21 protein-coding genes are annotated in these 24,283 nt (G+C 58.4%); 7 read left to right on the top strand and 14 right to left on the bottom strand.

Annotated features, from left to right (window positions below):
• Positions 1 to 66: 66 nt before the first annotated feature.
• Positions 67 to 3,711: a BamA/TamA family outer membrane protein gene (locus EPD60_RS03020; protein WP_165871382.1), complete on the bottom strand. Its 3,645-nt coding sequence runs from the start codon at positions 3,709 to 3,711 to the stop codon at positions 67 to 69.
• 34 nt (positions 3,712 to 3,745) lie between these two features.
• Entirely contained in the window at positions 3,746 to 4,597 is an 852-nt protein-coding gene (locus EPD60_RS03015; RefSeq protein WP_165871381.1) for an SdiA-regulated domain-containing protein, read from the bottom strand.
• A 197-nt stretch (positions 4,598 to 4,794) separates the two neighbouring features.
• Here EPD60_RS03015 and EPD60_RS03010 point away from each other — a divergent pair, with 197 nt between their 5' ends.
• Positions 4,795 to 6,051 (top strand): Pycsar system effector family protein, encoded by a 1,257-nt coding sequence (locus EPD60_RS03010; RefSeq protein ID WP_131446711.1) that lies wholly within the window; start codon positions 4,795 to 4,797, stop codon positions 6,049 to 6,051.
• Positions 6,052 to 6,207: 156 nt separating this feature from the next.
• On the opposite strand, the gene EPD60_RS03005 is transcribed toward EPD60_RS03010, so the two are convergent.
• The 7 genes from EPD60_RS03005 to EPD60_RS02975 form a co-directional block, all read right to left on the bottom strand.
• Positions 6,208 to 6,777, bottom strand: coding sequence for a DUF4256 domain-containing protein (locus EPD60_RS03005; RefSeq protein ID WP_131446709.1), 570 nt, complete (start codon positions 6,775 to 6,777; stop codon positions 6,208 to 6,210).
• Between the two features lie 332 nt (positions 6,778 to 7,109).
• Complete coding sequence (locus EPD60_RS03000; protein WP_131446707.1) at positions 7,110 to 8,405, bottom strand: alpha/beta fold hydrolase; 1,296 nt, start codon at positions 8,403 to 8,405, stop codon at positions 7,110 to 7,112.
• A 27-nt stretch (positions 8,406 to 8,432) separates the two neighbouring features.
• A complete protein-coding gene (locus EPD60_RS02995) occupies positions 8,433 to 9,227 on the bottom strand; it encodes a hypothetical protein (RefSeq protein ID WP_131446705.1) in 795 nt (264 codons plus the stop codon).
• A gap of 11 nt (positions 9,228 to 9,238) precedes the next feature.
• The gene (locus EPD60_RS02990; protein ID WP_131446703.1) at positions 9,239 to 10,132 is read right to left on the bottom strand and encodes a bestrophin family protein; all 894 of its coding nucleotides are present in this window, start codon (positions 10,130 to 10,132) and stop codon (positions 9,239 to 9,241) included.
• 195 nt (positions 10,133 to 10,327) lie between these two features.
• Complete coding sequence (locus EPD60_RS02985) at positions 10,328 to 10,768, bottom strand: SRPBCC family protein (RefSeq protein ID WP_131446701.1); 441 nt, start codon at positions 10,766 to 10,768, stop codon at positions 10,328 to 10,330.
• A gap of 345 nt (positions 10,769 to 11,113) precedes the next feature.
• The gene (locus tag EPD60_RS02980; protein WP_131446699.1) at positions 11,114 to 12,958 is read right to left on the bottom strand and encodes a 2-oxoacid:acceptor oxidoreductase subunit alpha; all 1,845 of its coding nucleotides are present in this window, start codon (positions 12,956 to 12,958) and stop codon (positions 11,114 to 11,116) included.
• A 574-nt stretch (positions 12,959 to 13,532) separates the two neighbouring features.
• Complete coding sequence (locus EPD60_RS02975) at positions 13,533 to 13,991, bottom strand: response regulator (RefSeq protein ID WP_131446697.1); 459 nt, start codon at positions 13,989 to 13,991, stop codon at positions 13,533 to 13,535.
• Positions 13,992 to 14,130: 139 nt separating this feature from the next.
• On the opposite strand from EPD60_RS02975, the gene EPD60_RS02970 reads away from it, so the two are divergent.
• The gene (locus EPD60_RS02970; RefSeq protein ID WP_131446695.1) at positions 14,131 to 14,547 is read left to right on the top strand and encodes an OsmC family protein; all 417 of its coding nucleotides are present in this window, start codon (positions 14,131 to 14,133) and stop codon (positions 14,545 to 14,547) included.
• Positions 14,548 to 14,757: 210 nt separating this feature from the next.
• Here the strand turns inward: EPD60_RS02970 and EPD60_RS02965 are convergent, their stop codons facing one another.
• Entirely contained in the window at positions 14,758 to 15,927 is a 1,170-nt protein-coding gene (locus EPD60_RS02965) for a hypothetical protein (protein ID WP_131446693.1), read from the bottom strand.
• A gap of 247 nt (positions 15,928 to 16,174) precedes the next feature.
• Between EPD60_RS02965 and EPD60_RS02960 the strand changes: the two genes are divergently transcribed.
• From EPD60_RS02960 to EPD60_RS02945, 4 genes are all read left to right on the top strand, one after another.
• A complete protein-coding gene (locus EPD60_RS02960; protein ID WP_131446691.1) occupies positions 16,175 to 16,396 on the top strand; it encodes a hypothetical protein in 222 nt (73 codons plus the stop codon).
• Between the two features lie 162 nt (positions 16,397 to 16,558).
• Positions 16,559 to 16,798, top strand: a complete 240-nt coding sequence (locus tag EPD60_RS02955; RefSeq protein ID WP_131446689.1) for a hypothetical protein — start codon at positions 16,559 to 16,561, stop codon at positions 16,796 to 16,798.
• A 151-nt stretch (positions 16,799 to 16,949) separates the two neighbouring features.
• Complete coding sequence (locus EPD60_RS02950) at positions 16,950 to 17,384, top strand: hypothetical protein (RefSeq protein ID WP_131446687.1); 435 nt, start codon at positions 16,950 to 16,952, stop codon at positions 17,382 to 17,384.
• An 87-nt stretch (positions 17,385 to 17,471) separates the two neighbouring features.
• A complete protein-coding gene (locus EPD60_RS02945; RefSeq protein ID WP_131446685.1) occupies positions 17,472 to 17,669 on the top strand; it encodes a hypothetical protein in 198 nt (65 codons plus the stop codon).
• A gap of 109 nt (positions 17,670 to 17,778) precedes the next feature.
• Here EPD60_RS02945 and EPD60_RS02940 read toward each other — a convergent pair whose 3' ends face one another.
• The 4 genes from EPD60_RS02940 to serC form a co-directional block, all read right to left on the bottom strand.
• A complete protein-coding gene (locus EPD60_RS02940; RefSeq protein ID WP_131446683.1) occupies positions 17,779 to 19,566 on the bottom strand; it encodes an AMP-dependent synthetase/ligase in 1,788 nt (595 codons plus the stop codon).
• A gap of 329 nt (positions 19,567 to 19,895) precedes the next feature.
• Positions 19,896 to 20,897: a tetratricopeptide repeat protein gene (locus EPD60_RS02935; RefSeq protein ID WP_131446681.1), complete on the bottom strand. Its 1,002-nt coding sequence runs from the start codon at positions 20,895 to 20,897 to the stop codon at positions 19,896 to 19,898.
• A 152-nt stretch (positions 20,898 to 21,049) separates the two neighbouring features.
• Entirely contained in the window at positions 21,050 to 22,270 is a 1,221-nt protein-coding gene (locus tag EPD60_RS02930) for a DUF1015 domain-containing protein (RefSeq protein WP_131446679.1), read from the bottom strand.
• 200 nt (positions 22,271 to 22,470) lie between these two features.
• Positions 22,471 to 23,565 carry a 3-phosphoserine/phosphohydroxythreonine transaminase gene (gene serC, locus EPD60_RS02925; protein WP_243647746.1) on the bottom strand — a complete coding sequence of 365 codons (1,095 nt, stop codon included), beginning with the start codon at positions 23,563 to 23,565 and terminating at the stop codon, positions 22,471 to 22,473.
• 179 nt (positions 23,566 to 23,744) lie between these two features.
• Here serC and EPD60_RS02920 point away from each other — a divergent pair.
• Positions 23,745 to 24,283 (top strand): transposase (locus tag EPD60_RS02920; protein WP_207896529.1); only part of this gene is annotated, 539 nt, incomplete at its 3' end.

Here is a 24,283-nt window from a genome sequence, read left to right as displayed (position 1 = left end):
CCTCACAAAAACAAAGGCCCCGCGAACGGGTGCCTTTGTTTTTCTTCGTTTGTATAACAGTAGCTATCAGAAAGGGAACCCGAACGTGATCACCGGCAACGCTTTTTCCTCGGCGCTCCAGGCCAACATGCCCGTGACGACGAAGCGCTTCACCGGCGCCACCCAGAGGCCACCGCCGTAGCCGGCATACCAGCCGCCCGGTGACTGGCTTTTGTATTTCACCTGGCCCACATCGAAGAAGGTCAGCAAGCCTACGGATCCCGGGAAGAGATAGGTGCTGAAGTCGGCAAGGCGGAAGCGCAGCTCGCTCTGGCTGTAGAGTACGGTCTGCCCGGCAAAGCGGTCGCGGCGATAGCCCCGCAGGTTGTTGACGCCTGAGAGGTAGTAGGCCTGCGGGATCTCGATGGTCTTGCCGAACACATGCCCGTAGCCGAAGCGCGTGGCCAGCACAAAGCGCGGCAGCGTAAAAAGGCTCGAATAGATCCGCATGTCCACATCGGCGCGCACCACATTGTCGCTGTATTTGTTGAGCCCGAAGAGCGGCCGGATATTCAGGTCCATCAGGAAGCCGCGCGTCGGGATGACGCGGCTGTTCTGCGTATTGATATCGAGTTTGAAGTGCGGGCCGGCGTAGAAGTGCTCCTTGTACAGGGTCTCGTAGTTGACGCCTTCAATGGCGGGCTGGTCGATGAACTTGTCTTTGTTCTGCTGCTCGTGCACCCGGAAATACTGGAACGTAAGGCCGTAGTTGACGCGCATCCACGACTGCAGCTGGCGGCGCAGGAGCACGGACAGGTCGGCAATATCATACCGGATGCGGTAAAACTTGTCGATGGCCAGTTGCTTGTTGAAGGGCGTGTTGTTGCCGAAGCCGAAGAAGTTGGTCACGTTGATGGGCGCCCGCACATCGGCGCGGATCGTCAGGTCTTCGTGGCCCACCAGCTGGGTGAAGTCACCTTCGTAGCGGAAGCGGTAAGAGTTCGTGCCGAGCGCCCGCACCATGCTCACGAAGTGCCTCGTATCGTAGGGCTCCTTCCGGAAGCCTTGCGTGATGTATTCCGCGCTGACGCCGACATACAGCTTGTCGTCTACGTTGTAGGCCGCGGTGAGACCCGGGTGGAAGACATTGTATTTAAAGCCGAAGCGGTTGTAGCGGTTCACCTGCGGGTCCTTGCTCCGCCGGTCCTGCCCTTTCCGGATGTTCGTCAGCACGTTCTCTTCGAAGGTCGCGTCGTACACCTTCAGGTTGGCCGACACGGCGTTGTTGACAAAGGTGTCGTTCCCGGGGCCGCCGATAAGACGCACTTTAAGCCCCCCGCTCTTGCCGGCACCTTCGTTGATAAAACGGTCGTCGTCGCTGAGTCCGTATAGGTTCACCTCCTGGGTCACTTTCGGATCGAACACGCGCTCGTACACCTTGGTGCTCAGGTTGCCGTCCTTGCTGATCTTATGCACCGTCAGCAAAAGAGTGCCGTCGTCGCGGCGATGGGCGCGGAACTCCTCGCGCTTGTTGGAGCCCACCACGTTCACCTGCTTGGAGATGAAGCGGTAATACTCCATCATATCGTCACGGAAATACTGCCGGCGCTTCTTCAGTGTAGCAATAAGCTCGTTCATCCGGAAAGGATGCACTTCTTTGGGCTGCAGGCGCATCGCCCGCTCGATCACGTCGTCGGTCATAACAGCCAGCACGGTGTCGATCTGCGCCATCCATTCTTCTTTCGACAGGCCGTTGAGGAAGAAACGGTCGAAGTTGCGGGCCACGCGGTTGAAGGTCTTGATATTTTTCGCCTTCGGGCTGATGCCTTGCACCTCGGGGATGAACCAGGGCTTTTTGGCAAACCAGGGCACGATGCCTTCGTTGGTAAAGAAGGCCTGGTCGTGGTCGCGGGCGATGGGGTAATAGATCTTGCCCTTGCCGGTGTCGCGCGTGGCCCAGCGCCACTGGTCCTCGTGCCGGTCGAAGTCCATGATGAACATGTCTACCAGGCGCGCACGGAGCACGGCCTTCTGGTCAACATGGTCGTCGTTGTCGTCGAACATGCGATACACCACGTCGTCGGTGTTATAGGTCTTCTTCACATCAACCGGCTCGCGCTCTTCCAATATTGCCAGCACATTGGAGAAAGATGCATTGAAGCGCCCGAGGCGCGGGTCGGCGGGCACGAACACCAGTTTGCGGCGGATCCGCGGCAGGCCGGCGGCGGCGGCAAAGCCGTCGTAGGTGAGCGACGCGTAGGGATAGGAGGCCGAGATGCCCTGCTCCACAATGTCCTTGGCGAAGGTCTGCCGCAGGTCGGGCGGGATAGCGGCCTCGGGAAACTTGGCGATGCTGCGCAGCACCCACTCACGGCCTTGCTTGTCTTCGAGGCGGAGCGACTTCGTTTGCTTGCCGCCACCGAGGCGCGTAGGCTTGAGGCCGCCCTGCTCCTTGCTGATGTCGAGCACGGGCACGGTCACCGGTGTCGTCCACTCCTTGCGGTAGTTGCGGCCGGTAAGCAGGTTGCGGAAGGCGTTGCTCTCCAAATCCTTATTAGCGGCAATGGTGATCGTCTCCGGCAGCGTATAGATATTGGTATCGGGCAGCGGCGGGATGACCTTCTGGATCGTAAAAAGCTCCTTGGTGAAATTTGGGTTGTCGAGGCCCGTATTGCTCAGGTTGTAAAATTTTGTCACCACTTTCCCGCTCTTGAGCACCTCCACCATGGCGAAGCCAAGGCTCACATCGCCATACAGCATGTTGGCGTTCTTGCTTTTGATGCGCGTCAGCTCTGCCGCGGCGCCGCTCACGATATAGTAGAGGCTGTCCTTGGGCTTGCGCAACAGCTGCTGGCTGTGGTCGTGCCCGTGCACCGTGAGGGTGTTGGGATGTTTCTTGAGCACGTCTTCCACCGCCTTGGCGTAGCTGCGGTACACGGGATGGTTGAAATCCTGCACGTTGCCAAACACCCCGCGGGCGATTGGATAGATAGAGCCGAGGCCGGGCAGCGGTATGTAGAGGCCGTGGATGGCTTCTGCCAGCGGGAAGATATGCTGCTTGAGGGTATAGGCGCCGCCGTGAACCCCCTGGGAATAAATGGGATGATGCGTGGCCAGCATCACCAGTTGGTTGGGGTGCGTCTGTATGATCTCATCGAGCTCGGAGGCGAAGTCGTCGAGGCTTTTCGAGGAGCAGTTGGAGCCGGGCCCGGGCTTGTCGTGTATGTGCAGGAACCACTGGCTGTCGCCGAGCACGATCACGAGCTGGCTGTCTACCTCCACCGTCACCGGGCCGGGACAGCCGCCGCGCGGCCAGGCTTCGATATTGCTTTGCTGGAGGCCGTTGATATAGTCCACCTGGTTCTGCACGCGCAGCCAGCCGCCGATCTTCCCGTTCATCCAGTCGTGGTTGCCCGGGATCCAGTAGCCTTTGGCCTTCTTGCCTTTTACGAGCACCAGCTGCGAGTCAAGAATCCGCTTGGAGCGGGTAAAGTCTTCTTCGCCTTCGGTAGGCAGGCCCAGGGGGTAGATGTTGTCGCCCAGGAAGAGGGCGATATTGCGGGTGTCGTTCCAGTCCACATGTTGCTTCAACCAGTCTACCACCAGTTGGTGGTCGTTGTTGAGGTCGCCGCCGTCACCCAAAAGAAAGATGCGGTGGCGTACGCTGTCGGCCTGCGCGGCAGCGGCTACGGACACCAGGAGCAAAGCCCAGCAGTAAAAGATCCTTTTCATCGGTGCTTGTTGATTTTCCGTGTTTTCCGTAAGGTCAGCGGGCGCCTTTTTGTCCGTTATAGGGGATCCGGAGCAGGGAAGCTTTACCCAACTTCGCCTCATTGGAAATGTACATATCGCCATTCTCTGCAAAAGCTATTCCCTCGGCCTGTGGGTAAAAGCTGGGGTTGAGGCGGTAGGCGGCGCGCACCCGGCCCCGCATGTCGGCCACCACCAGCAGGTGGCCGGCCGACGACAGCACGTAAAGCTCCCCGGTAAAGGGGTGAATGGCCGCCGCGGAGGGCTTGAACTCCACCCGGCCGTCTTTAAGGGCTTCGTTGATGTCTTTCAGCCGGAAGGAGTAAAAGGGGTTTGTATCGAAGCTGCGCGTGGCGAGGTTAAAACGCCAGGCGCTGCGGATCCCCTTCTTGCTTTCGCCCTTGATGCTCTTGGAGAGCAGGATGAGCCCGCCGGCGCTGGGATCGTAGTAAAGGGTTTCAAAGTCGACGGTGCTGCCATCCTTCCGTTTCCCGGCTTCTTCAGGCACCGGCACCTTCAGGCTGTAGGAGCGCGTAACAAGGCCCGAGTCGGTGCGGCGCGTTTCAAATAGTGTGGCGTCGGAGGCCAGCACAAACACCGAGCTGTCCACCTTCACCACATCTTCGTAGTCAGCACTTTCCCCAAAAGACTCTTCGTAATAATCATCGTCGCGGCCATCGGTGTAAATGCGGTATATGTGCTTCTTGTCGTCGGCGATGGCCAGCATGGAGCCTTCACCGCGGAGGTAGAAAATCCCCGAAATCTCGTTGAGCTTTTTGTCGAGAAAATGGATCTCCGGCCGCGGCAGCACGTAGCCCTTCGGCGAATGGGGCGCCCAGAACATCTGGCAGCCGGTAAGAAAACACATTGCCACCACCGTTAGCAGGACAATGAGCACCAAGGGGCCCGCGGGGCGGCCTGGGGTTGCCGGAACGGGGCGCGCCGGGGACCCGGCCCACCCTTTTTTCGGGGCGGCGGCGCCAACCGCGCCCTGTCTCCGGAGGGCGGGGAACGATATTTTATATAACAGCTGGGGCATAGCCCACTCTTAACGAAAATTACGCCATGACCGACCAACAACTCAGTATACTGGCCGCGGCGCAGGAATACGTCACCAACCTGTTTCGCCAGAAGGTAGACCCCAAGTTCGTGTTTCACAACCTGGGGCATACCCAGCAGGTAGTTGCCGCCGCCCACGAGCTCGCCAGCCATCACACCCTGAGCGATGAAGACGAGTTTGTGCTTTTCCTCTCCGCCTGGTTTCACGACACCGGCTTCGCCAGCGGCAAAGCCGAGGAGCACGAGAAGGAAAGCACCGCCATCGCCACCGCCTTTCTCACCGAAAAAGGTGTGGAGGAACCCATCATTCAGCGGGTGTCGTCGTGCATCCAGGCCACCCGCATGCCACAATCGCCGCTGAGCATCGTGGAAAAGATCCTGTGTGACGCCGACCTCTACCATCTCGGCGGGCCCGACTTTAAAAAGATGAACGCCCAGCTGCGCGCCGAGCAGGAAGCCTACCTGGGCCGCGAGCTGCCCAAGAAGGAATGGCGCCAGCGCAATATCGAGTTCCTCGAAACGCACCAGTACTTCACCGAATGGGCGCAGGAGCACCGCGAGCCCCGCAAGCAGGTGTGGCTGCGGGAGATGCGCAAGAAGCAAGGCGACAAGGAGGTGAAGCACACCCCCACGATCGATGTTTCGCCCTATGCCTTCGACCCCGAATTGCCGGCGGGCGGCGACAAGGAAAAGAAGGATAGCCGCGAGTCGGCGGCCGCGCGGTCGGAGAAAGAGCGCGAGCGCACCGTTCAGACCATGTTCCGCCTCACGGCCGAAAATCACATCCACCTCTCCTCGCAGGCCGACAGCAAGGCCCATATCATGATCTCGGTTAATTCCATCATCATCTCCATCATGTTCTCTGTGCTGCTGGGCCGGCTGGAGTATTACCCGCACCTCGCCATCCCCACCTTATTGCTGGCAGCGGTATGCGTTACCACGATCGTCTACTCGGTGCTGGCCACACGCCCGAGCATCAACAGCGGCCTTTTCACCGAAGACGATATCCGCAACCGCCGCACAAACCTGCTTTTCTTCGGCAACTTCCATAAGATGGAACTGGAGAAGTACAACTGGGCCATGAACCAGCTTATTAATGACGGCGACTACATGTACAGCTCGCTGATCAAGGACAACTATTTCCTCGGCCTTGTGCTTGCAAAGAAATACCGCTACCTGCGGATCTCGTATACCATCTTCATGTTCGGGCTGGTGGCGGCGGTGATCGCATTTATTGCCTCGTATTTCCTGGCAGGGCAATAGCGTGAGGTGATTGGAACCCGGCTTAGAAAAGAGGACCTTCAGTCCTCTTTTCTATTCGCGACGGCGCAAAGGCACAACGGCGCCACGAGAACGATAATTGTTGTCCGGCAAGCAACATCGTGCCGTCGTGAAAAAGTCCGCCCGCGGCCCGCGGCCTCAGATCCAAACGCAGCACCGGAACCCGCGAGCGGCATAATACGACGATGCGCCATTGTGATAAATAAACACCCGGTCGTAGCGGCGATCGCCGAAGATGGCCCCACCAAGCCGGCGCACCTCAGGCGGGGTAAGGAGCCAGCTGGAGGTTTTCGTATCAAAGGACCCGACGGCCTGCAGGGCGCGGTATTGGGCTTCATCGAGCAGCGACGCGCCCATGGCGGCGGCGGCCGTGAGCGCGTCGCCGGCCGGCTTGTGTTCCTTGCGCTCGTCGAGCGCGGCGCGATCGTAGCACAGGCTGCGGCGCTCCTTCGGGCTTTCGGCGGCACAATCAACAAACAGGAAAGCGCCCGTACCGGCATCACGGCCGATCACATCGGGCTCGCCGCCGGTACGCTCCAGCTCAGACAGGGTCCACAGTTTCTCCGCCGCACCTTCAAGACGCGCCCGCACCTGGCTCCAGTCAATGTCCTTGTGGCGGGAGCGGTTCTTCTCAAAGCGGGAGCCGAGGATACCGAGCAGGTCTTCGCGCTGCGCTTTCGACAACTGCTTTTTTACTGGAGTGGTCATAAGAATAAGGGTTAGTGCATGCGCCTTTTCGCGCGGTCCTTACTATGAAGATAAGTCAAACCGGCGCGGAGGAACGCGAAGCCATGCCCCGGCGGCGCCATAGCACCAGCCGCAGCGCGTGCACGTCATGCCGATATCGCCGGCACCAAATGCTGTCGCTCTATTACCGGGCGCCTCACGGGGGGGTAAGCAGTCCATCCAAACTGCAGGTTGTCGCCAAAGCCGACGCACAGGTCGCCTTCCTCCAGCAGGCCGCCCTCGCTGCCCACGCCCACGCTGCCGCGCGGCCGCCGTATCAGGTTTCAGAAAGAACCCAATTGCCTGCCGGAATGCTACCGTATTTCTACGGACGCGCCCGAAAAGAAGCGCAGCACGAGCTCATTGAAGGCTTTCGGACTCTCGGTGGGGAAATAGTGCGTTTGCTTTGGTGCGATGTAGAGCGTCGCGCCCGGGATGCCGGCCGCAATTCCGCGCGTATGTGCTTCCCGGATGAGGTCTTTTTCGCCGGCGATCACCAGCACGGGACAATGGATAGCGCGCAGCTCTTCGAAGCTGTGGCGCGGCTCGGTGAGCAGCAACTGGTTGAAGCGGTGGTTATTGCGGGCAACGTACGAGGTATCGCCTTCAAGGCCTTTGTCCATTTTCGCCACTTCGCGGAACACTTCCTTGTCCACCACCGTTTTGTCGATAAAGATGTTGGCGCCCATCGTGGCCAGCATCTTTACTTTTTGCGGGTACTTCATCGCCATGATGAGACCGGTGTTGCCGCCGTCGCTCCAGCCCAGCACGCGCACGGAGTCGAGCTTAAGGTGATCGAGGAGCGCTTTCATATCGTCCGCGAAAAGGTCGTAGGTGTAGCGCGTGCCGTCTTCGTTCGAGCGTCCCTGCCCGCGCGTGTCAACAGCAATGACGTGGTATTGCTTTGCCAGCGCGGGGATCTGGTCTTTGAATGCGACGATCGACTGGCGGTTACCATGCAGCAGCAGCAGCGGCTCACCCTGGCCGTAGGTTTCATAATAAATGCGCACCGCTCCGTTGCTGAAGTAGCGGCCGGCGCTGTCATTTGTGCCGTACACCACGGCGCGCTTTACGCCGCTGCCATCCACCTGGAATGCGCGCGTGCTTTGGTAGCCACCGGCAACGGCACCCAGCTTATAGCCACCTAGTTCGTCGCGGAAACCCCAGGCGGCATGCGTACTGTCGGCCTCGAAGCTGCCGTCGCGCAGCGGGTATTCTTCAAACACACCTTTTTCTTTCTCAATGAAAAGACGGAAGGCATCGTACCAGAATCTGCCGCGGCCGCGGTAAACGCCGCCGATGTTGAGCCACTGCGCGTCCTTCTCAATTTTACCGTTGATGACGCGATGCTCCCATTGGGAGTTACGTACCGGCTTATCCAAACCATTCTGAAAGAAGCCCACTTTGCCACTAGCCAGGTCTACCCGCGCCCACATGGAAGCGCCCGCGGTGGGCTCGTCGGCGGCGGGCTCGGCGCGCACCGCCGATTCGAGACGAAACTTCTTACCGGCAAGCGTACGCACGTCGATCCGCTGGCTGAAAGCACCCCAGTTGTCCTGTGCCCCGGCGGTGAACGACGCGAACAATAAGATGAGGAAAAGAGTCCGCATAGCAGTTGATTGAAGTCAAAAGATACGTCATTCTTCCGGCCACCGGTTCAGCAGCCCTTCCCGCCCGGCAAACAAGTCGCGGAGGCTGCTGATCAACGCATCGCTGCCCACCGCCAGCGTTCCTTCGTGCGAAACGTATACGATCCATTCCGCCGCGGCATCGCAGTAAAACATTTCTTCGTTGCGCGTGTCAACGAGACTGTTATCGATCTCGGCATCGATACCGTCTTCGGTGAGTTCGTAGCAGCGCGCGCCGGCCAATGTGCGGATGAACATCTCCAGTTGCGCGCGGTCTTCGTCCGACAGGTATTGCTGCAACACCCAGCATACCGGCTGCGGGCTCAGGCCTTCCAGTGGCTCCCAGTAGTCGCCGGCATAGCCCCAGCGCTCGTAAAGAATTCCGCGCAGCGCTTCCCGCTCTTCCTCCGATAATCGCCTGCGGTAGGGTAAAGCCGCCACATCTGCCAAGGACGAATCATCAACGGAATCGAGCCAGGCAATAAATCGTTCACGCTCTTCCCGCATTGCCTCTTCTTCTATGGAGTTATGGTCCCCCCCGGTGAGGAGGCTTTGTGCTTCCGCACCCATTTGCCGCAGCTGCGCCCGCAACGTTTCTATATTCCCGCCGGCACGACCCGTAAGCCGCTCCACTTCACCGAGGATGGCGGCCAGCACGTTGTAGCGGGGATACAGGTTGTAGTCGGAATCGGAGTAAGTATCCGTATGCCCGCTGCGCTCGCGCGCATAGCGTCCGGCCCAGTAGTTATACTGTTGCTGCAGGTAGCGGCGGGCGGCGGTATGCAGGGCTTCTGCAGGCGACATAGCGTAGGGGATCAGGTGCGGCTTTCGTCAAAAATCTCTTCTACGTTCCTGCGGATGTTGTCGGCCATGCGCGCCATAGGCAGGTCGTTGGAGTCGCGGCCAAACGGGTCTTCAATCTCCTCGGCAATGAGCTCAAGCGATGCAAGCACGTAGAAGATAAAGGTGGTGACCGGGATAGCCATGTAACCAAGCGTAAAAGCAAGCCCGAAGGGCAGGGTGATGACGTAGAGGAAGATGAACTTCTTGATAAAGGCGCTGTAGCTATACGGTATCGGTGTGTTCTTGATCCGCTCGCAGGCGCCGCACACATCGGTAAAGGAGCGCAGCTCCTCGTTGAGGATGATGAGCTCCTCGCCGCTGATGACGCCGGCGCGGTGCAGGCTGTACACACGGCCAAAGAGGCGGCCGGCCATCCGGTTGGGCACGTGCTGGGCAGCGGCGATGTTGCCGAGCTCAGGATGCGGGCTCTCGTCGAGTGCAAGCTGGGTGCTTTCCTTGAGCAGGTGGCGCTGCAGCAGCTGCGCGTAGAGTGGAATGGCCTGCCGCATGAAAGTACGCGCTTCGGTTTCAGCAGGCGGCAGCAGCGCGTGCAGCTTAAGTGCCAGGTTGCGGCTGTTGTTGACGAGCGCCCCCCACAGCTTGCGGCCCTCCCACCAGCGGTCGTAGGCCGTATTGGTACGGAACACGAGCAGCATCGAAATGGCGAAGCCGAGCAGGGTGTGAAGGATGGTGATGTTGCGCGCGCTGGAGTCGGCCGCCAGTTTCCAGTAGCGCATCTCGAGGTACACGATGCCCCAGGAATACAGGGCAATAAAGACCAGCATCGGCAGCAACTTGCGGAAAGTGTCCGACTTATGAATCCGGAAGATGTGGAGAAACCAGTCTTTGGAGTTGTAGTAGATCATGGCCGCCGGCAAGATAGCGCAGGAAGAAAGAACGCAGGTTTTTTATGATCCATATGATAGCGCAGCCTTCGACTACACTCAGGCTGACACCAGCCACGTAAGCTAGGCTGACGAAGTCATGGTGAGCTTGCCGAACCATGTGTATTCCGCCCGTGGAATCAGCGTTCTTTCTCGCTCCATGGGGCCTGCCAGGCTTCAGCCCGCCACCACCGCGCCTTCCGCATAGTCCCTGAGGCGTTCCATCGCCTTGGGAAAGGTACTGTTGAAATAGCCGGCCAGCTCTTCGTTGGCGTCGAGCTCGGCCTGCACGCGGGTGCCGCCGCCTTCGTCGTGCAGGGAGTAACGCTCGCGGGCGCCGGCCCAGGGCGCGGGCGGCTGCGCAATGCCGCCCTTCACCTCGCCGTGGTGCAGGAACACCATGCGCTCGTTGGGGGTCAGCGTTTCGATAGTGCTGTACATGCCGTTGCCGCCGGGCGACAGGAAGCGTATGGGGCCACCCTCCTGCCAGTCGGTCTCGGCATAGGAGCCCTCCATAAAGGCCGCGGTCCAGTAGCGGTAGCCGGCGTCGCTCCAAAGGCTTTCCCACACGCGGGCGCGCGGGGCATCGATGTGGATGGAAAATTTGAGTGTATCCATGGTTTCGTTGTTTTCACAACGAAGCTACCAAAGCCGGTACGGAGGGAAGGGGTAGGATTGCGACAAAATGCGGGCAGAGGCCGCTTTTCCGAACAGGAATGACGCCGTGGCTTAGATCCGGAGCGGGTGCGCAGAACTAAAGCGCCGCTCCCCGCTCCACAAAAATCAACTTATTGCCAAACGGATCGTATGGCTGATGTGTGATGTCTGATGTCTGATTTGGCTTGCGCGCGAACGTCCCGGGCATTACTTCGCAATGAAGGATTTGCAGTCGCCTTCAACGGCCAATATAAACGGCGCTGCAAAGCAGCGCCGTTTACATATTCATTCCGCGTTTTCCGCGTGCTACAAGTATTTCGCGATTTCTTCCCTCAGCTCGGCCTTCATGATCGGCTCACCCTTGATCTTGTGATAACCCTTGGCATCAATGAGGAACTGGTCGCGGATCAGTTTGATCAGCTGCCCGTTGTTGATCTCGGGGATGAGCACCGTTTCGTAGCGACGCAGCAGCTCGCCGAGGTTGCGGGGGAAGGGGCGGATATAGCGCAGGTGGGCATGTGCCACCTCGTGGCCTTCTTCGAGCAGTTGGGCCACCACCGTTTTGATCACACCGTAGGTGGAGCCCCAGCCAAGCACGAGCACCTTGCCGCTTTCCGGGCCGTTATCGAGCTCCTGCTCGGGAATGTATTGGGCGATCTTGTCTACCTTCTCCTGGCGCAGCTTCACCATGGTCTGGTGATTCTCGGGGTCGTAGCTCACGTTACCACTCACATTCTCTTTTTCGAGGCCACCGATGCGGTGCTCGAGTCCCGGCGTGCCCGGCACGGCCCAGGGGCGAACACCCTTATCGTCGCGCAGGTAGGGCTGAAACTTAGGCTCGTTGTGGCCAAGCTCCGTCTTGAAGCTTACGTGGATCGGCGCCAGCGATTCGGAATCAGGGTACTGCCAGGGCTCGGCGCCGTTGGCGATATAGCCGTCTGACAGGCAGATGACGGGCGTCATGTGCTCCACGGCAATGCGCACCGATTCATAAACCGTATCGAAGCAATCGCTCGGGGTTGCCGCCGCCAGCACGGGCATGGGGCTTTCACCGTTGCGGCCATACACAGCCTGCAGCAGGTCGCTCTGCTCGGTCTTGGTGGGCAGGCCGGTCGAAGGGCCGCCGCGCTGCACGTCCACGATCACGAGGGGCAACTCCAGCATGAGGGCGAGGCCCATCGCCTCGGTCTTGAGGGCCATACCCGGACCGGAGGTGGTGGTGACACCCAGCTGGCCGCCATAGGCCGCGCCGATGGCCGCGGAAATGCCGGCGATCTCGTCTTCCGCCTGGAAGGTGCGGATGCCGAAGTTCTTGTGGCGCGAAAGCTCGTGGAGGATGTCGGAAGCCGGGGTAATGGGATAGGTGCCCAGGAACAGCGGCAGGCCGCTCTTCACCGAAGCGGCGATAAGGCCGTAGGCCAGTGCCTGGTTGCCCATCACGGAGCGGTAGGAGCCGGCCTTCATGCGGGCCTTCTCCACCTGGTATTGGGTGGTAAATGTTTCTGTAGTGTCGCCGTAGTGGTAGCCGGCGCGGAGCACGCGCAGGTTGGAGTCGAGGATCTCGGGCTTGCGGCTGAACTTCTCCTGCAGGAACTGCTCGGTGGAGCTCATATCGCGGCCGTACATCCAGTAAAGGAAGCCGAGCACGAACATGTTTTTTGCGCGGTCCTTCTCCTTGGTGCCCATCTTGTCGTCCTTGAGGGCCTCGCGGGTCATCTTGGTCACGTCCATGCGGATCACCTCAAAGCCTTCCAGTGTATTGTCCTCGATGGGGTTGACGCCCTCGGGGTAGTTGGCGAGGCGGAGGTTTTTGGCATCAAAGCCGTCGACGTTGACGATCACCTTACCCCCCTTTTTGAGGTGTTTCAGGTTCACCTTGAGGGCGGCGGCGTTCATGGCCACCAGCACGTCGTAGGCGTCGCCGGGGGTATGGATGGAGTTGGAGGAAAAGTGGAGCTGGAAGCCCGAAACGCCGGGGAGGGTGCCGATGGGGGCGCGGATCTCGGCCGGGAAGTCGGGGAAGGTGGAGAGATCGACCCCCAGGAGGGCCGTGTTATTGGTGAACTGGGTACCGGTAAGCTGCATGCCGTCGCCGGAGTCCCCCGCGAACTTGATGACCACGTCCTGTACCACTTCTTGCTTGCGTTCCATAATTGGCCGCAAAAGTACGCCCCTTCGGGGCGAATATCGATCAAGGAACACCGATTTAAGAATATCGAAGGGCTTTCGGGTTACCCGGCCGCCCCTTTCATTGGGATTTCGATATTCCTTGTTCGTTCTTCGATATTACGAAAGATCCCCGCTGGTCGGCGGGGATCGATTTCTTCAGGCGGAAAGAGATTCGTTGGTGCTTCACTCTTTCTTTTTTGTTTGTCGGAATGCCTGGGCGGCTCTTTTCAGTGGATATTGGACGGGTTTTTCAAAAGGAAAGCGGATTGGTCTTTCAGGGGATTACGGATCTTTTTGGTTTTTCAGTGGATTCTAACACAAAGCTAATCCAGCCTCTGCCGTAGTTCAGCTTTTGCCGCTCTTTTCTCAGCAAATTGCGGGTAAGACCGGAAGACCGCTAAAGGTTTTATTTAGACATTCCTCCTAAAACAACTAGGAAAGCACCTTAGTCAATGGTGAAACATTGAAAAAGCTGCCTGCGGGTCTTTTTCCCGCCGCGCATACCCTGGTTGCGGCGGGCCGGAAGCGGGAAAAGGAAGGGCAAGCCGGTGTGACTTTATTCGACGAGCCCGAACGGCTCAAAATGACCGCCGGCATCGTGGCGGGTGCGTACGGCGGCCGGGTCCGACCAGTCGTAGGCCAGGATAGTGCGGAGCGACTCCACCAGGCCCGTAAAGGTAGCGGGCTTCCGGAAGTAAAGGGCGGCGCCCAGCCCGTAAGCTTCCTGCACAAGCGAGTCGCCCTCCGAAGCACTGTAAATCACCACGGGTGTGGCCGACAGTACGCCGCCCGCCCGCCAGTCGCGGAGGCACTCGAGGCCGGTGCGTCGGGGCATATTAATATCGGTGAAAATAAGCCCGGGGCGGTGAAGCACCAGGGCGGCAGGGACGGCATCGCTGTCATCAATGAAATAAAAGCGCACCGGGTAGCCTAACTCTTTCAGGGCGCGCTCCATCAGGAAGGCGTCATCGGGGTCGTCGTCGACCAGTAATACGGAGTCGATAGCAGTCTGCATAAACGTCAAGTTTAGTCGGCTGATGGAAAGGGACTGCAAGCGCAATACTGCGGCGGTACGGTGAAGGTAGGCCGAAAAGCCGGTATCGCCTCCGCTCAATTGGCCCTTTGCTATATTGGCATCCTAAAAACCAGAAATTATGATACGTCATGCATCGGCCGTGTGGAACGGCTCCGGCAAGGAAGGCAACGGAACCCTCAACACGCAGAGCGGTGTGCTGAAGGAAACGCAGTACTCGTTCAACTCCCGTTTTGCCGATGGCGCCGGCACCAACCCCGAAGAGCTGGTGGCCGCGGCCCATGCCGGCTGCTTCACCATGAAGCTTTCCTTCGTGCTGGGCGAGGCCGGCTTTACGCCGGAGCGCCTCGAAACGAAGTGCGACATCACCTTCGAGAACGGCTCCATTACCCAATCGCACCTCACGGTGAAGGGTACGGTGCCCGGCATCGACGAAAGCAAGTGGCAGGAAGCCGTGAAGAAGGCCGAGCAGGAATGCCCCATCTCCAAATTGCTGCTGAACGGAACAAGCGTTTCTTCCGAAGGAACCCTTTCTTAAAGAACGCATCCCAGTTTTTTCAAAATGCCCTTCCTTACCGGAGGGCGTTTTCTTTCCGGCGTCGGCGCAAGCGCCTCCGGGGCATAATGACAAGGCACAACGTTAGTCTTTCAGGTCATTCTTTTCGTCGTGTCGTTGCACCGTCGTGCCGTCGCGAAAAATGGCCGCCTGCGGCCCAAAAAAAGCCCTCCGTCGGGAGGGCTGTGTTTTTTAGCGAAGCTTTTTCAGAAAGAAGTCTTTGTTGAACCGCAAAAAGGCCGAGTAGCCATACTCGAGGAACTTGTTCTTGAGGTCGTAGTACGGCTCGAGGCGCAGGTCGATGGAGACGTTCGGGAAAAGCTCTTTATCGTAAATGAGCGTGGCAAATACAAGGGAGCGCTCCGGCTCGCCGAAGCCCCGGATCTTTTCAGAGATCGAGTTGTACAGCGGCAGGCCTACGGGGCCGAAGAAGGTGTTGCCGTTCCAGTAGCGGAGCTCGAGGTCGAGGTTCCACCTCGATTTCAGCAGCACCGAGCCGAGCCAGCCGTAGCCTTCGTTATACAGCTGCAGCTTGTTGCCCGAGATGTTTTTGTAGCCCACGTAGTAAGCGTCCGTCTGCACCGAGCGCAGCAGCCCGCCGCGCCCCATCGGGAACTGTGCCGAGAGGCCCGCAGCGCCGTTGAACAGCGACTCGATGGCCATGTTGGACGTAGAAATCTGCCCGCCATAGTGCGATACCAGCGCCTGCAGCGGCACCGTCAGCTTTACACCCGGACGGTCAACCACCAGCGTACGCGTGGATATACCCGAGTTGAGCTGCTCGCGGAAATTGTCGCCGATAACGATCGACTCGCGCCAGTCGATGAACCAGTCGGCCCAGAAGCGCTTCTTGTCGATCTTCAGCTGCAGGCCCTGCTCGTTGCGCGTAGTGGCGGCGCGGGTAACGTCGTTGAATTCCACCCGGTCCATACGGCCCACGATGAAGCGCTCGATGTTGTAGATGGGCTCCACGAAGCGGTGATTAAGTCCGCCCTCGAGGGTCCCCATAATAAAGGTGAGGCCCTTCTTCTGGTACCTGGCGGTGAACATCGGCTCTACCGTTACCAGCCCGGGGCGACCAAACTCGCGGCGGAGCAGGAGGCCGCCCTTTACGGAGAAGTACGGGTTCACCTGGTACTTGAGTTGCGGCATCAGCATCGTGCCCAGCAGGGTGTAACTGTTGGGGATATTACCGAACCATTCGTAGTTGCGGAGGTAATTGATATTGTCGACCTGGAGGCTCAGCCGGCCCGAGTCAGCGGCCTGCAGGGTGGCGGTATCGCGGAAGATGGGGTAGTCGGTCTGGGCAAAGGAGGCAGCACCCAGCACGGCGCCCACAAGTGTCATCAGCACTTTTTTCATACAGCGGTCATTTTTTAAAGAAGAGCCGCGAAGGTAGCGAGATTGGCGAAATGGGGAATGTACCGGCGTGCGAAGCGACGCCTTTGGCGTTGTTGTAAGCGAAAGCGAAGCAAATTCTTCAGGCCCAGCCATAGATATATGGCACAATATTTTAATCTATAGTCTTCCCAACCGTCCGGCGCAACGCATTGGTGCCGGCACCTCATTCTGCCGGCCCGCCCGTTTTTTTTAAACAAAAACGATCATTATGTCACATCGCAGAGACAAGCGCGAGCGCGCGCAAAGCCAGGGCAACAACAACCAGAAAGGCGGCAGCGGCAACAGCCAGCAAACGCCGGGTTTGGCCCGCAGCGGCGAAGGACAGCAGAAAGTATCCGACAATTCGGGTAACAGTTCTGAAGGCAGCAAAGGGGGCCGCGGCAGCGACCGCCAGGGTGGCAGCGGTGGCTCCAGCCGCTCGGGACGTTAGACCAAGAAGAGTTCGTAAAGCAAAGAACGCAGATCGATTAGCGTTGATTATGCGGAAACGCGGGTGGCAACACCGGCGACAATCATAACCGATCGTATGAAATCTGCGTTCTTTCTTTCCGTTTTCCCGGGTTACATCAATCATCCTTTCAAACAAACAGTCATGGACAAGAATCGCAATCAGCAGAACATCGACCCGCAGCGCGACCGCCTGTCGGGCAACAGCGGCACGAACCAGCAAACGGGCAACAGCGGCACCCAAGGTCGCGACAGCCGCACGAGCCGCGGTGGCACCACCGATATGGGTACCACGGGCAACGCCACGCGCCGCGGCGACTCGGGTATCCGCCCGAAACGCAACGTTACCGGCTCGGATTACGACGGGCAGGTGTCGGGCAGCTAGCCGCTATGCCAGCCGCGCCTGTGTCAAAGCTTCCACAGATGCGGCACACAGTAGTAAAACGGCTGAGCACACGCGTAAACGGGAGCGGTACGGGCACAAGAATTTTAGCAGGCAGTACCGCTCACTATTTGTTTATTTAAAAATCTACAACATGGACAACAATCAAAGAAACCAGGGCCAGGACCAGAATCGTTCGGGCAACCAGGGTAGCTCGCAGCAAGGTCTCGGTGGTCAGACGCAGAACACCAGCGGCGGCCAGCAGGGCGGCTCAATGGGTAACCAGGGTGGTTCCACGGGCAGCCAGGGTGGCTCTATGGGCAACCAAGGCGGCAGCCAGAGTGGCGACACAGGCCGCAGCGGCCAGCAGGGCGGCTCGCGCAGTTCCGAAGGCATGGGCAACCAAAGCCAGGGCACCAGCTCGGGTAGCCAGGGTGGCAGCCAGAGCGGTCAGCAGGGCGGCAGCGGTCGCAGCTCCGGCAGCGACTATGGTTCTTCTTCCGGCGGCTCGAACCTCAACAGCGGCGACAGTGGCCGCGGTGGCTCCAGCCAGTCGGGCGGCAAATCCGGCCGCGAAGGTGGCATGTAAGCCATCCAACGATTCGCTTGTTAGTTAACGAATGCGAGGAGCGCCCTGTATTTCTACAGGGCGCTTTTCTTCCTAAAAAGTAAAATCATGGAACGAGAAAAGAACGACCGGCCCAACGCCTACCCGAAGCCCACGGAGACCGACAGCCAGCACAAGGAACAGGGCGAATACCTGCAGCGCCAGAGCAGCCGCCTCACCGATCAGAGCGAAGGCGCCGACACAAAACAGGATGTGGAGCAGATGCGCGACGCGAACAACCAGAATAACACGGAAGGCATTCCGTGAATCGGGCCGTGAATCGTCAATCATGAATCCGCGATGCGCGGCAAAGAAGAAAGGATGCCAAAGGCATCCTTTCTTCTTAGTCAGGCGTCAGCTATTGACAATTCACGACTCAGGCTCCCTCGTAGATAGCCCGCACGGCATCCGCGTATTTCGACATGATGGCCTTGCGCTTCAGGCTCAGCTTGGGCGTCAGCTCGCCGCCCTCGATGCTCCATTCCCGCGGCAGCAGGGCGATCTTTTTCACCCGTTCCACATTATTGAAAAAGGAGTTGTAGGCATCAACCTGCTGCTGCATGAATTCCTGCACTTTCGGGTTGCGGCACAGCGCTTCGCGGTCGGCGGCGGCAATGGCCTGCTCGCCGCACCATTGCTGCAGGCGCGCGAAGTTGGGCACCACCAGGGCGGCGGTAAACTTTTGCCCGTCGCCCACCACCATGATCTGCTCGATATAGGGCGATTCCACCATGCGGGTTTCAATGGGCAGCGGCGCCACGAACTTGCCGCCGGAAGTCTTGAAGATCTCTTTCTTGCGGTCGGTGATCTTGAGAAACTTTCCCTCAACGAGCTCACCGATATCACCGGTATACAGCCAGCCGTCTTTCACCACTTCTTCCGTCAGGTCGGGGCGCTTGTAGTAACCCATCATTACGTTGGGGCCCTTGCACAGCACCTCGCCGTCTTCCGCGATCTTCACCGTCACCCCGTCAATCACCGGCCCTACGGTACCAAAGCGGCGGTTCTCCGGCTCGATGCGGTTGACGGAGATCACGGGCGAAGACTCCGTCTGCCCGTAGCCTTCCATAATGGGAATGCCGCCGGCCGTAAAGATGCGAATGAGACGTGAAGGGCAGGCCGCGGCGCCGGTGACGATGGCCCGCAGGTTGTTGCCGAGGCCTTCGCGCCATTTGCTGAAAATAAGTTTGTTGGCCAGCTTCAGCTGGAAGCGGTACCAGGCCGATCCTGGTTCCTTCACGTCATAGCGCTCGCCCAGCCGGAGGGCCCAGAAGAATAATTTCTTCTTGATGCCGGTGAGCTCCTGCGCCTTGGCCAGGATCTTCTCGTACACCTTTTCCAGGAGGCGCGGCACCGTAGTGAACATCTCGGGCTTTACCTCCTTGAGGTTGTCGCCCAGCGTGTCGAGGCTTTCGGCGTAATAGATCGTTACGCCCGCAAAAAGGTAGATGAACGTCACGGTGCGCTCAAAGATGTGGTTGAGCGGCAGAAAAGAAAGCACCTTGCTGCCCGTTCCCACCGGCAGCAGCGATTGCGTGGCCAGCACGTTGCTCAGCACGTTGTGGTGCGACAGCATCACGCCTTTGGGTGTGCCGGTAGTTCCGGAAGTATAAATGATCGTGAAGAGATCTTCGGTATCGATACGTGCGGCGGCGGCTTCCAGGTGAGCCTTTGCATTGGTGTCGGGAGCGCGGAGCAGCTCGGTCCACAGCGGCGCGGAGGCCACCGCCTCGAAGCTGTAGATGGCGGCCACAGAGGGGCACTGCTCGCGGATCGAATCCACCTTCTGCAGCATCTCGGCATCGTTGACGATCACGAGCTTTACCTGCGCATCGTTGAGCACAAAGGCCAGGTCGTTGATGTGCACGGTAGGATACACCGGCACCAGCACGGCGCCGCACTTCTGCACAGCGAGGTCGAGGATGACCCATTCGGGACGGTTCTTGGCGAGGATGGCTACTTTGTCGCGGCCCTCCACCGACATATCATTGCCGCCCAGCCCCAGCGCCATCAGGCCCACAGCAAGCTGCTCCACCTTCTCATTCACTTCGCGAACGCTCCAGGTGCGCCAGCTGCCGCGCTCCTTGCCCGCCAGCAGCGGGCTGTCGGGCGAGCGCTCCACCAAAATATCCAGGCAATCGAACAGGCGATGCGGAGTTTTCATACGGCAAAAATAAGTTGTAGTGGTAAGTTAGGGAAGATCGGGCTATTTATGTCCGGCAGCCGGCGTGCGCAGCCGACAGCGAAGCTGTCATTGCGATCCCCAACAAGTTGGGGAGAAGCAAATTCCGCATTTACGCAGGGTGTATGCTGCCGAAGAGAATTTATGCTTAGATGCGCTCTCCGGCACCGACCAACCCTTAGGTCGGGGAGTTTGCTTCGCTCCGCTCGCAATGACGGCCAAAGGCCGTCGCTTCGCCTACTAAAGCCAAAGGCGCCGCTTGCACGACGCCTCTGGCACTTCGATATTCATTATTCGATATCCGATATTCTCTATCCGCCGTAGTACTGCCCGGCAGGCATGCGAAACACCCGTCCTTTCTGGAAGTTGCTGAACTTCTCCCATTCGGCCGGATGGGTGCGGGTCCAGGTTTCAAAGACCGGCAGGTTGGCGTCGGCGCCGAACAGCCACTGGTTGTAGGCTTCAAACATGCCCTCGCGCAGCAGCTGCTGCTGGAAGTCGAACAGCTTGAAGGGAAACTTCGCGGCGTAGGTCTTGCTCCAGTCGAGGATGAAGCGGGTGCGGATCATGGTGAGTACTTCCACATTGATACCGCGGCTGACGAGCGAAGCCTGCTTGTCCATGGTCTCCAGAAAGGCCTTGGCAAAGGGCGACAGCTTTTTGGATTGGTCCTTCATGATGTCGGTATCGGCAAACAGCTTCTCTTTATAGGCCGAGAGCAGCATGCCGCGCATGGCCGTGCCGCGCTCGCTGAGGCTTTCCATGTTGACGAAGATCTCGCCGTAAATAAGCGACCACACCTTGTCTTTGGTGTAGAAGTAAAAACGCGCGGCGTTGTAATAGTTTCCGCTGTAGGCCGGATCTTCCCTGATTCCTTTTTCCCACTGCCCGATGGCGCCGAAGTCTTTCCTGGCGAAAAGAAGCTCGCCGTACTCGCTGTACAGGGCACCGCTCTTCGGGAACTTCCGCAGACCTGCCCGGTAGGTTTTATCGGCATCCTTTACGCGCTCGAGCGCCTTGTACACGTTGCCGGCAAGCTGGTAGGCCTGCACATCCACCTCGGGGTGATCCAGCAGCCGGTCGATCATATCAAGCGCCTTGGCGTAGTCCTGCTTGTAATAAAGCGCCATCGTAAGGTCTTTCTGCAGGGAGTAGTTGTCTTTGTCGTTCTGCAGGGCCCGGGTAAACACCAGGATGGCGTTCTCGAAATCGAGGTTGCGCATAAAGGTGCGGCCGGTTTCCTGCGGGTTTTCCTGTGCATGGCCGGAAAGGGCGATCGCTGCGGCTACAAAAACGGAGAAAAGTCGTTTCATGCCCCAAAATAAAAGAAAACGCGCCCAGGGGCGCGTTAAAATCTGGCTAGCTGCAATCTTTCAATCTGGAATCTGGCCGACGCAAACAAATTTCATCGGTATGGAATCTGGATGGCGCAAGCAAAGATTCCAGATTACCTGATTCCAGATGGTCAGATCAGGTGCGTGAGCAACCCATCGCGCAGCTTCGGCTCAAACCAGGTGCTCTTGGGCGGCATCACTTCGCCGCTGTCGGCAATGTCGAAGAGCTGCTGGATGCTGACGGGATAAAGGCTGAAGGCCGCGGCAGCTTCGCCCGACTGCACGCGCTTCTCGAGCTCGCCGAGGCCGCGGATGCCGCCTACGAAGTCGACGCGGTTGTCGGTGCGCGGGTCGTTGATGTTGAGGATGCGGCTGAGTACCCCTTCCTGCAGGATGGTCACGTCGAGCACGCCGATAGGATCGTTGCGGAAGGAACCTTCTTTAGCGGTAAGGCGATACCACTGCGTGCCGAGGTACATACCGAACTCATGAAGCCTGCCCGGGCGCACCTGCTCACTTGCGGGGTCCACATCAAACTGCTCCTTTACCTTGTCGAGGAAAGCCTCGGGCGTCAGGCCGTTGAGGTCTTTTACAATGCGGTTGTAATCGAGGATCGCCAGCTGGTTGGCCGGGAAGATGGTGGTCAGGAACCACTGGGCGGCGTCGCTGTCGGGAAACTGCTTGCTTACCTTGGCGGCCGAAGCACAGCGGTGGTGCCCGTCGGCGATATAGGTGAAGGGAATCTTTTCAGCAAAAAGCGCCGTGATGGCATCGATGGTAGCGGTGCCGTCAACCACCCACACGGCATGCGTAACGCCGTCGGGAGCGGTGAAGAAATACTCCGCATCGTGCTGCTTTTTCCAGTGCGCGAAGATGTCATCCAGCTCCTTGATGTCCTTGCACGCCAGGAACACGTTGCCCGTCTGGGCACGGATGGCCGTCATATGATCGATGCGGTCTTTCTCTTTTTCCGGACGGGTAAACTCGTGCTTCTTGATCACATCGCTGAAGTAATCCTTCACCGACGATACGCACACGAGGCCCGTTTGCGTGCGGCCGCGCCAGGCCAGCTCGTAAATATAGTAGCAGGGCTTTTCGTCCTGGAACAGCACCTTGCGCTCCTGGAGGGCAGCGAGGTTTTCGGCAGCCTTCTGGTACACTTCCGCCGTATGCGTGTCGATGCCCGCCGGCAGGTCGATCTCCGACTTGGTCACGTGGAGGAAGGAAAGCAGGTTGCCTTCGGCCTCGGCGCGGGCCTCTTCGGAGTTGAGTACGTCGTAGGGGCGTGAGGCCACCTGTGCGGCGAATTCATTGTGCGGGCGCAGGGCGCGGAAAGGACGGATGTCGGCCATAGCTTATCGATTGTGGCGGCAAACCTAAGTTTTATAAAGAAAAGAAGCGTTTTTCACCGCGAAGAAAAGAAGTTGAATAAGCGTTTCGCTAAGGAATAAAATTGAATAGGTCCCGCCGCTGGCGGGACCTATTCGTTTAATCTTAGCGTAACAACTTCTTTTCTTATTCTCTTTGCGGTGAAAAACTCTTTTTTACTTATTTATCCTTTCCGCTGAGCAAACGACCTCATCAGCTCCGTCAACGCTACCACGCTCTCGTACGGCAATGCATTGTACAGCGATGCCCGGAAGCCGCCCGACAAGCGGTGGCCCTTGACGCCTACCATGCCTTCTTCCTTGCACAGGGCCAGGAACTCCGCTTCCACGGCCGGGTCTTCAATAGTGAAGCAGACATTCATCCGGCTGCGGTCTTCGGGTGCCGCGCGCGGCTTGAAGAGCGGCAGCGCGTCGATAGTATCGTAAAGCAAGCCGGCCTTTCGCTCATTTTCTTTTTCGATGGCCGCGATGCCGCCCGCTTTTTTAAGCCAGCGCAGCGTGAGCAGGCATACGTAGATCGAGAAAACCGGCGGCGTATTGAGCAGGGAGCCGTTCTCGATGTGGTTGCGGTAGTCCATCATCGTGGGCAGCGGGCGCGACACTTTACCGAGCATTTCCTTATTCACCACCACCACGTTCACTCCCGCGGCGCCGATATTCTTTTGCGCACCGGCGTAGATGAGGCCATACTTCGTGAAGTCAACCCGGCGACTGAGAATGTCCGAGCTCATATCGGCCACGAGCGGCACACCCTTATCGTAAAAAAACGATAGATCCTGCCATTGCGTGCCGTAGATCGTATTGTTGGTGGTAAAGTGCAGGTAGGCCGCTGAAGGATCAACGGTAAACTCCTTGGGCAGGTAGGTATACCCCGAATCTTTCGAGCTGCACACCACGTCGACGCCGCCGAACAGCTTCGCTTCCTTGATGGCCTTGGTGGCCCACACGCCGGTGTCGGTGTAGGCAGCGGTGGCTGTTTCATCAAGCAGGTTCATCGGCACCTGCATAAACTGCGTGGAGGCGCCGCCATGCAGGAACAGCACCTCCTGCTCCGGCAGCAATCCCATATGCTCCCGCAGCAAAGCGATCGCTTCGTCGAGCACGGCCTGGAAAAGCGGCGTGCGGTGCCCGATCTCGAGAATGGAAAGCCCGGTACCGTTGAAATCAAGCACGGAGCGGCTTGCCTCTTCAAACACTTCCCGGGGAAGGATGGAAGGACCGGCGTTGAAATTATGAATGGCTTTGGCGGCTGTGTTCACGTTGCTTTGTTTGAAGCAAATATCCGTAGGGAATGAAAACGGGCGGCCGTACACTTTTTGAGAAACAGAAGGATACAAAAGGGAAAGAAGCGTTTTTCACCGCTCAGAAAAGAAGTTGAAGAAGCGTTGAGTATGCTCAATAAAGTGTGTCAATTTAAAACTGATTAAATTGATATACGATGGAAAAGAAATCATTTGATTTTGATGCTTTTGTAAAGGAGGCTGGTGAGCAGCTTCGCTCCGGCAAGCCTTTAGTTGGAGCGGAAGGTGTTTTTACGCCGCTTTTAAAGCGCGTTATTGAAGCTTCTTTAGAAGGTGAGATGGACGAGCACCTTAAGGAGAAGAAAAGGCCGGGCGGCAACCGGCGCAACGGCCACACACAAAAAAATATACAAAGCTCGTTGGGCGGCTTTGATATTTTTTCTCCCCGCGACCGCGACGCCTCCTTCGAGCCACAGACAGTGGCCAAGCGTCAGCGGGTCATCTCCGAGGATATGGACCAGAAGATCCTGAGCCTGTATGGCATGGGCCTGTCTTATTCAGACATTCAGAAGCACCTGAAGGAGATTTATGACTTCGACATCTCGGATGGCACGCTGACGGCCATTACCGACCGGATCATCCCGGCGATCAAGGAGTGGCAGAACCGGGTACTGGAGAGCGTTTACCCGGTGGTGTGGCTCGATGCCATCCACTTCAAAGTCCGACAGGACGGCGT

It is taken from the genome of Flaviaestuariibacter flavus (assembly GCF_004337505.1).
Classification (GTDB): Bacteria; Bacteroidota; Bacteroidia; order Chitinophagales; family Chitinophagaceae; genus Flavisolibacter; species Flavisolibacter flavus.
The sequence above is the reverse complement of the archived record's forward strand: the minus strand, read 5'-3'. Positions and strand labels throughout refer to the sequence as shown.

Coding starts and splice junctions, on each gene's coding strand:
- EPD60_RS03010 (WP_131446711.1), top strand. CDS start 4,795: ATGACCGACCAACAACTCAGTATACTGGCCGCGGCGCAGGAATACGTC.
- EPD60_RS02995 (WP_131446705.1), bottom strand. CDS start 9,227: ATGTCGCCTGCAGAAGCCCTGCATACCGCCGCCCGCCGCTACCTGCAG.
- EPD60_RS02955 (WP_131446689.1), top strand. CDS start 16,559: ATGGACAAGAATCGCAATCAGCAGAACATCGACCCGCAGCGCGACCGC.
- EPD60_RS02980 (WP_131446699.1), bottom strand. CDS start 12,958: ATGGAACGCAAGCAAGAAGTGGTACAGGACGTGGTCATCAAGTTCGCG.
- EPD60_RS02935 (WP_131446681.1), bottom strand. CDS start 20,897: ATGAAACGACTTTTCTCCGTTTTTGTAGCCGCAGCGATCGCCCTTTCC.
- EPD60_RS02975 (WP_131446697.1), bottom strand. CDS start 13,991: ATGCAGACTGCTATCGACTCCGTATTACTGGTCGACGACGACCCCGAT.
- EPD60_RS02965 (WP_131446693.1), bottom strand. CDS start 15,927: ATGAAAAAAGTGCTGATGACACTTGTGGGCGCCGTGCTGGGTGCTGCC.
- EPD60_RS02940 (WP_131446683.1), bottom strand. CDS start 19,566: ATGAAAACTCCGCATCGCCTGTTCGATTGCCTGGATATTTTGGTGGAG.
- EPD60_RS03005 (WP_131446709.1), bottom strand. CDS start 6,777: ATGACCACTCCAGTAAAAAAGCAGTTGTCGAAAGCGCAGCGCGAAGAC.
- EPD60_RS02970 (WP_131446695.1), top strand. CDS start 14,131: ATGATACGTCATGCATCGGCCGTGTGGAACGGCTCCGGCAAGGAAGGC.
- EPD60_RS02985 (WP_131446701.1), bottom strand. CDS start 10,768: ATGGATACACTCAAATTTTCCATCCACATCGATGCCCCGCGCGCCCGC.
- EPD60_RS03015 (WP_165871381.1), bottom strand. CDS start 4,597: ATGTGTTTTCTTACCGGCTGCCAGATGTTCTGGGCGCCCCATTCGCCG.
- EPD60_RS02990 (WP_131446703.1), bottom strand. CDS start 10,132: ATGATCTACTACAACTCCAAAGACTGGTTTCTCCACATCTTCCGGATT.
- EPD60_RS02950 (WP_131446687.1), top strand. CDS start 16,950: ATGGACAACAATCAAAGAAACCAGGGCCAGGACCAGAATCGTTCGGGC.
- EPD60_RS02945 (WP_131446685.1), top strand. CDS start 17,472: ATGGAACGAGAAAAGAACGACCGGCCCAACGCCTACCCGAAGCCCACG.
- EPD60_RS02930 (WP_131446679.1), bottom strand. CDS start 22,270: ATGGCCGACATCCGTCCTTTCCGCGCCCTGCGCCCGCACAATGAATTC.
- EPD60_RS02960 (WP_131446691.1), top strand. CDS start 16,175: ATGTCACATCGCAGAGACAAGCGCGAGCGCGCGCAAAGCCAGGGCAAC.
- EPD60_RS03020 (WP_165871382.1), bottom strand. CDS start 3,711: ATGAAAAGGATCTTTTACTGCTGGGCTTTGCTCCTGGTGTCCGTAGCC.
- EPD60_RS03000 (WP_131446707.1), bottom strand. CDS start 8,405: ATGCGGACTCTTTTCCTCATCTTATTGTTCGCGTCGTTCACCGCCGGG.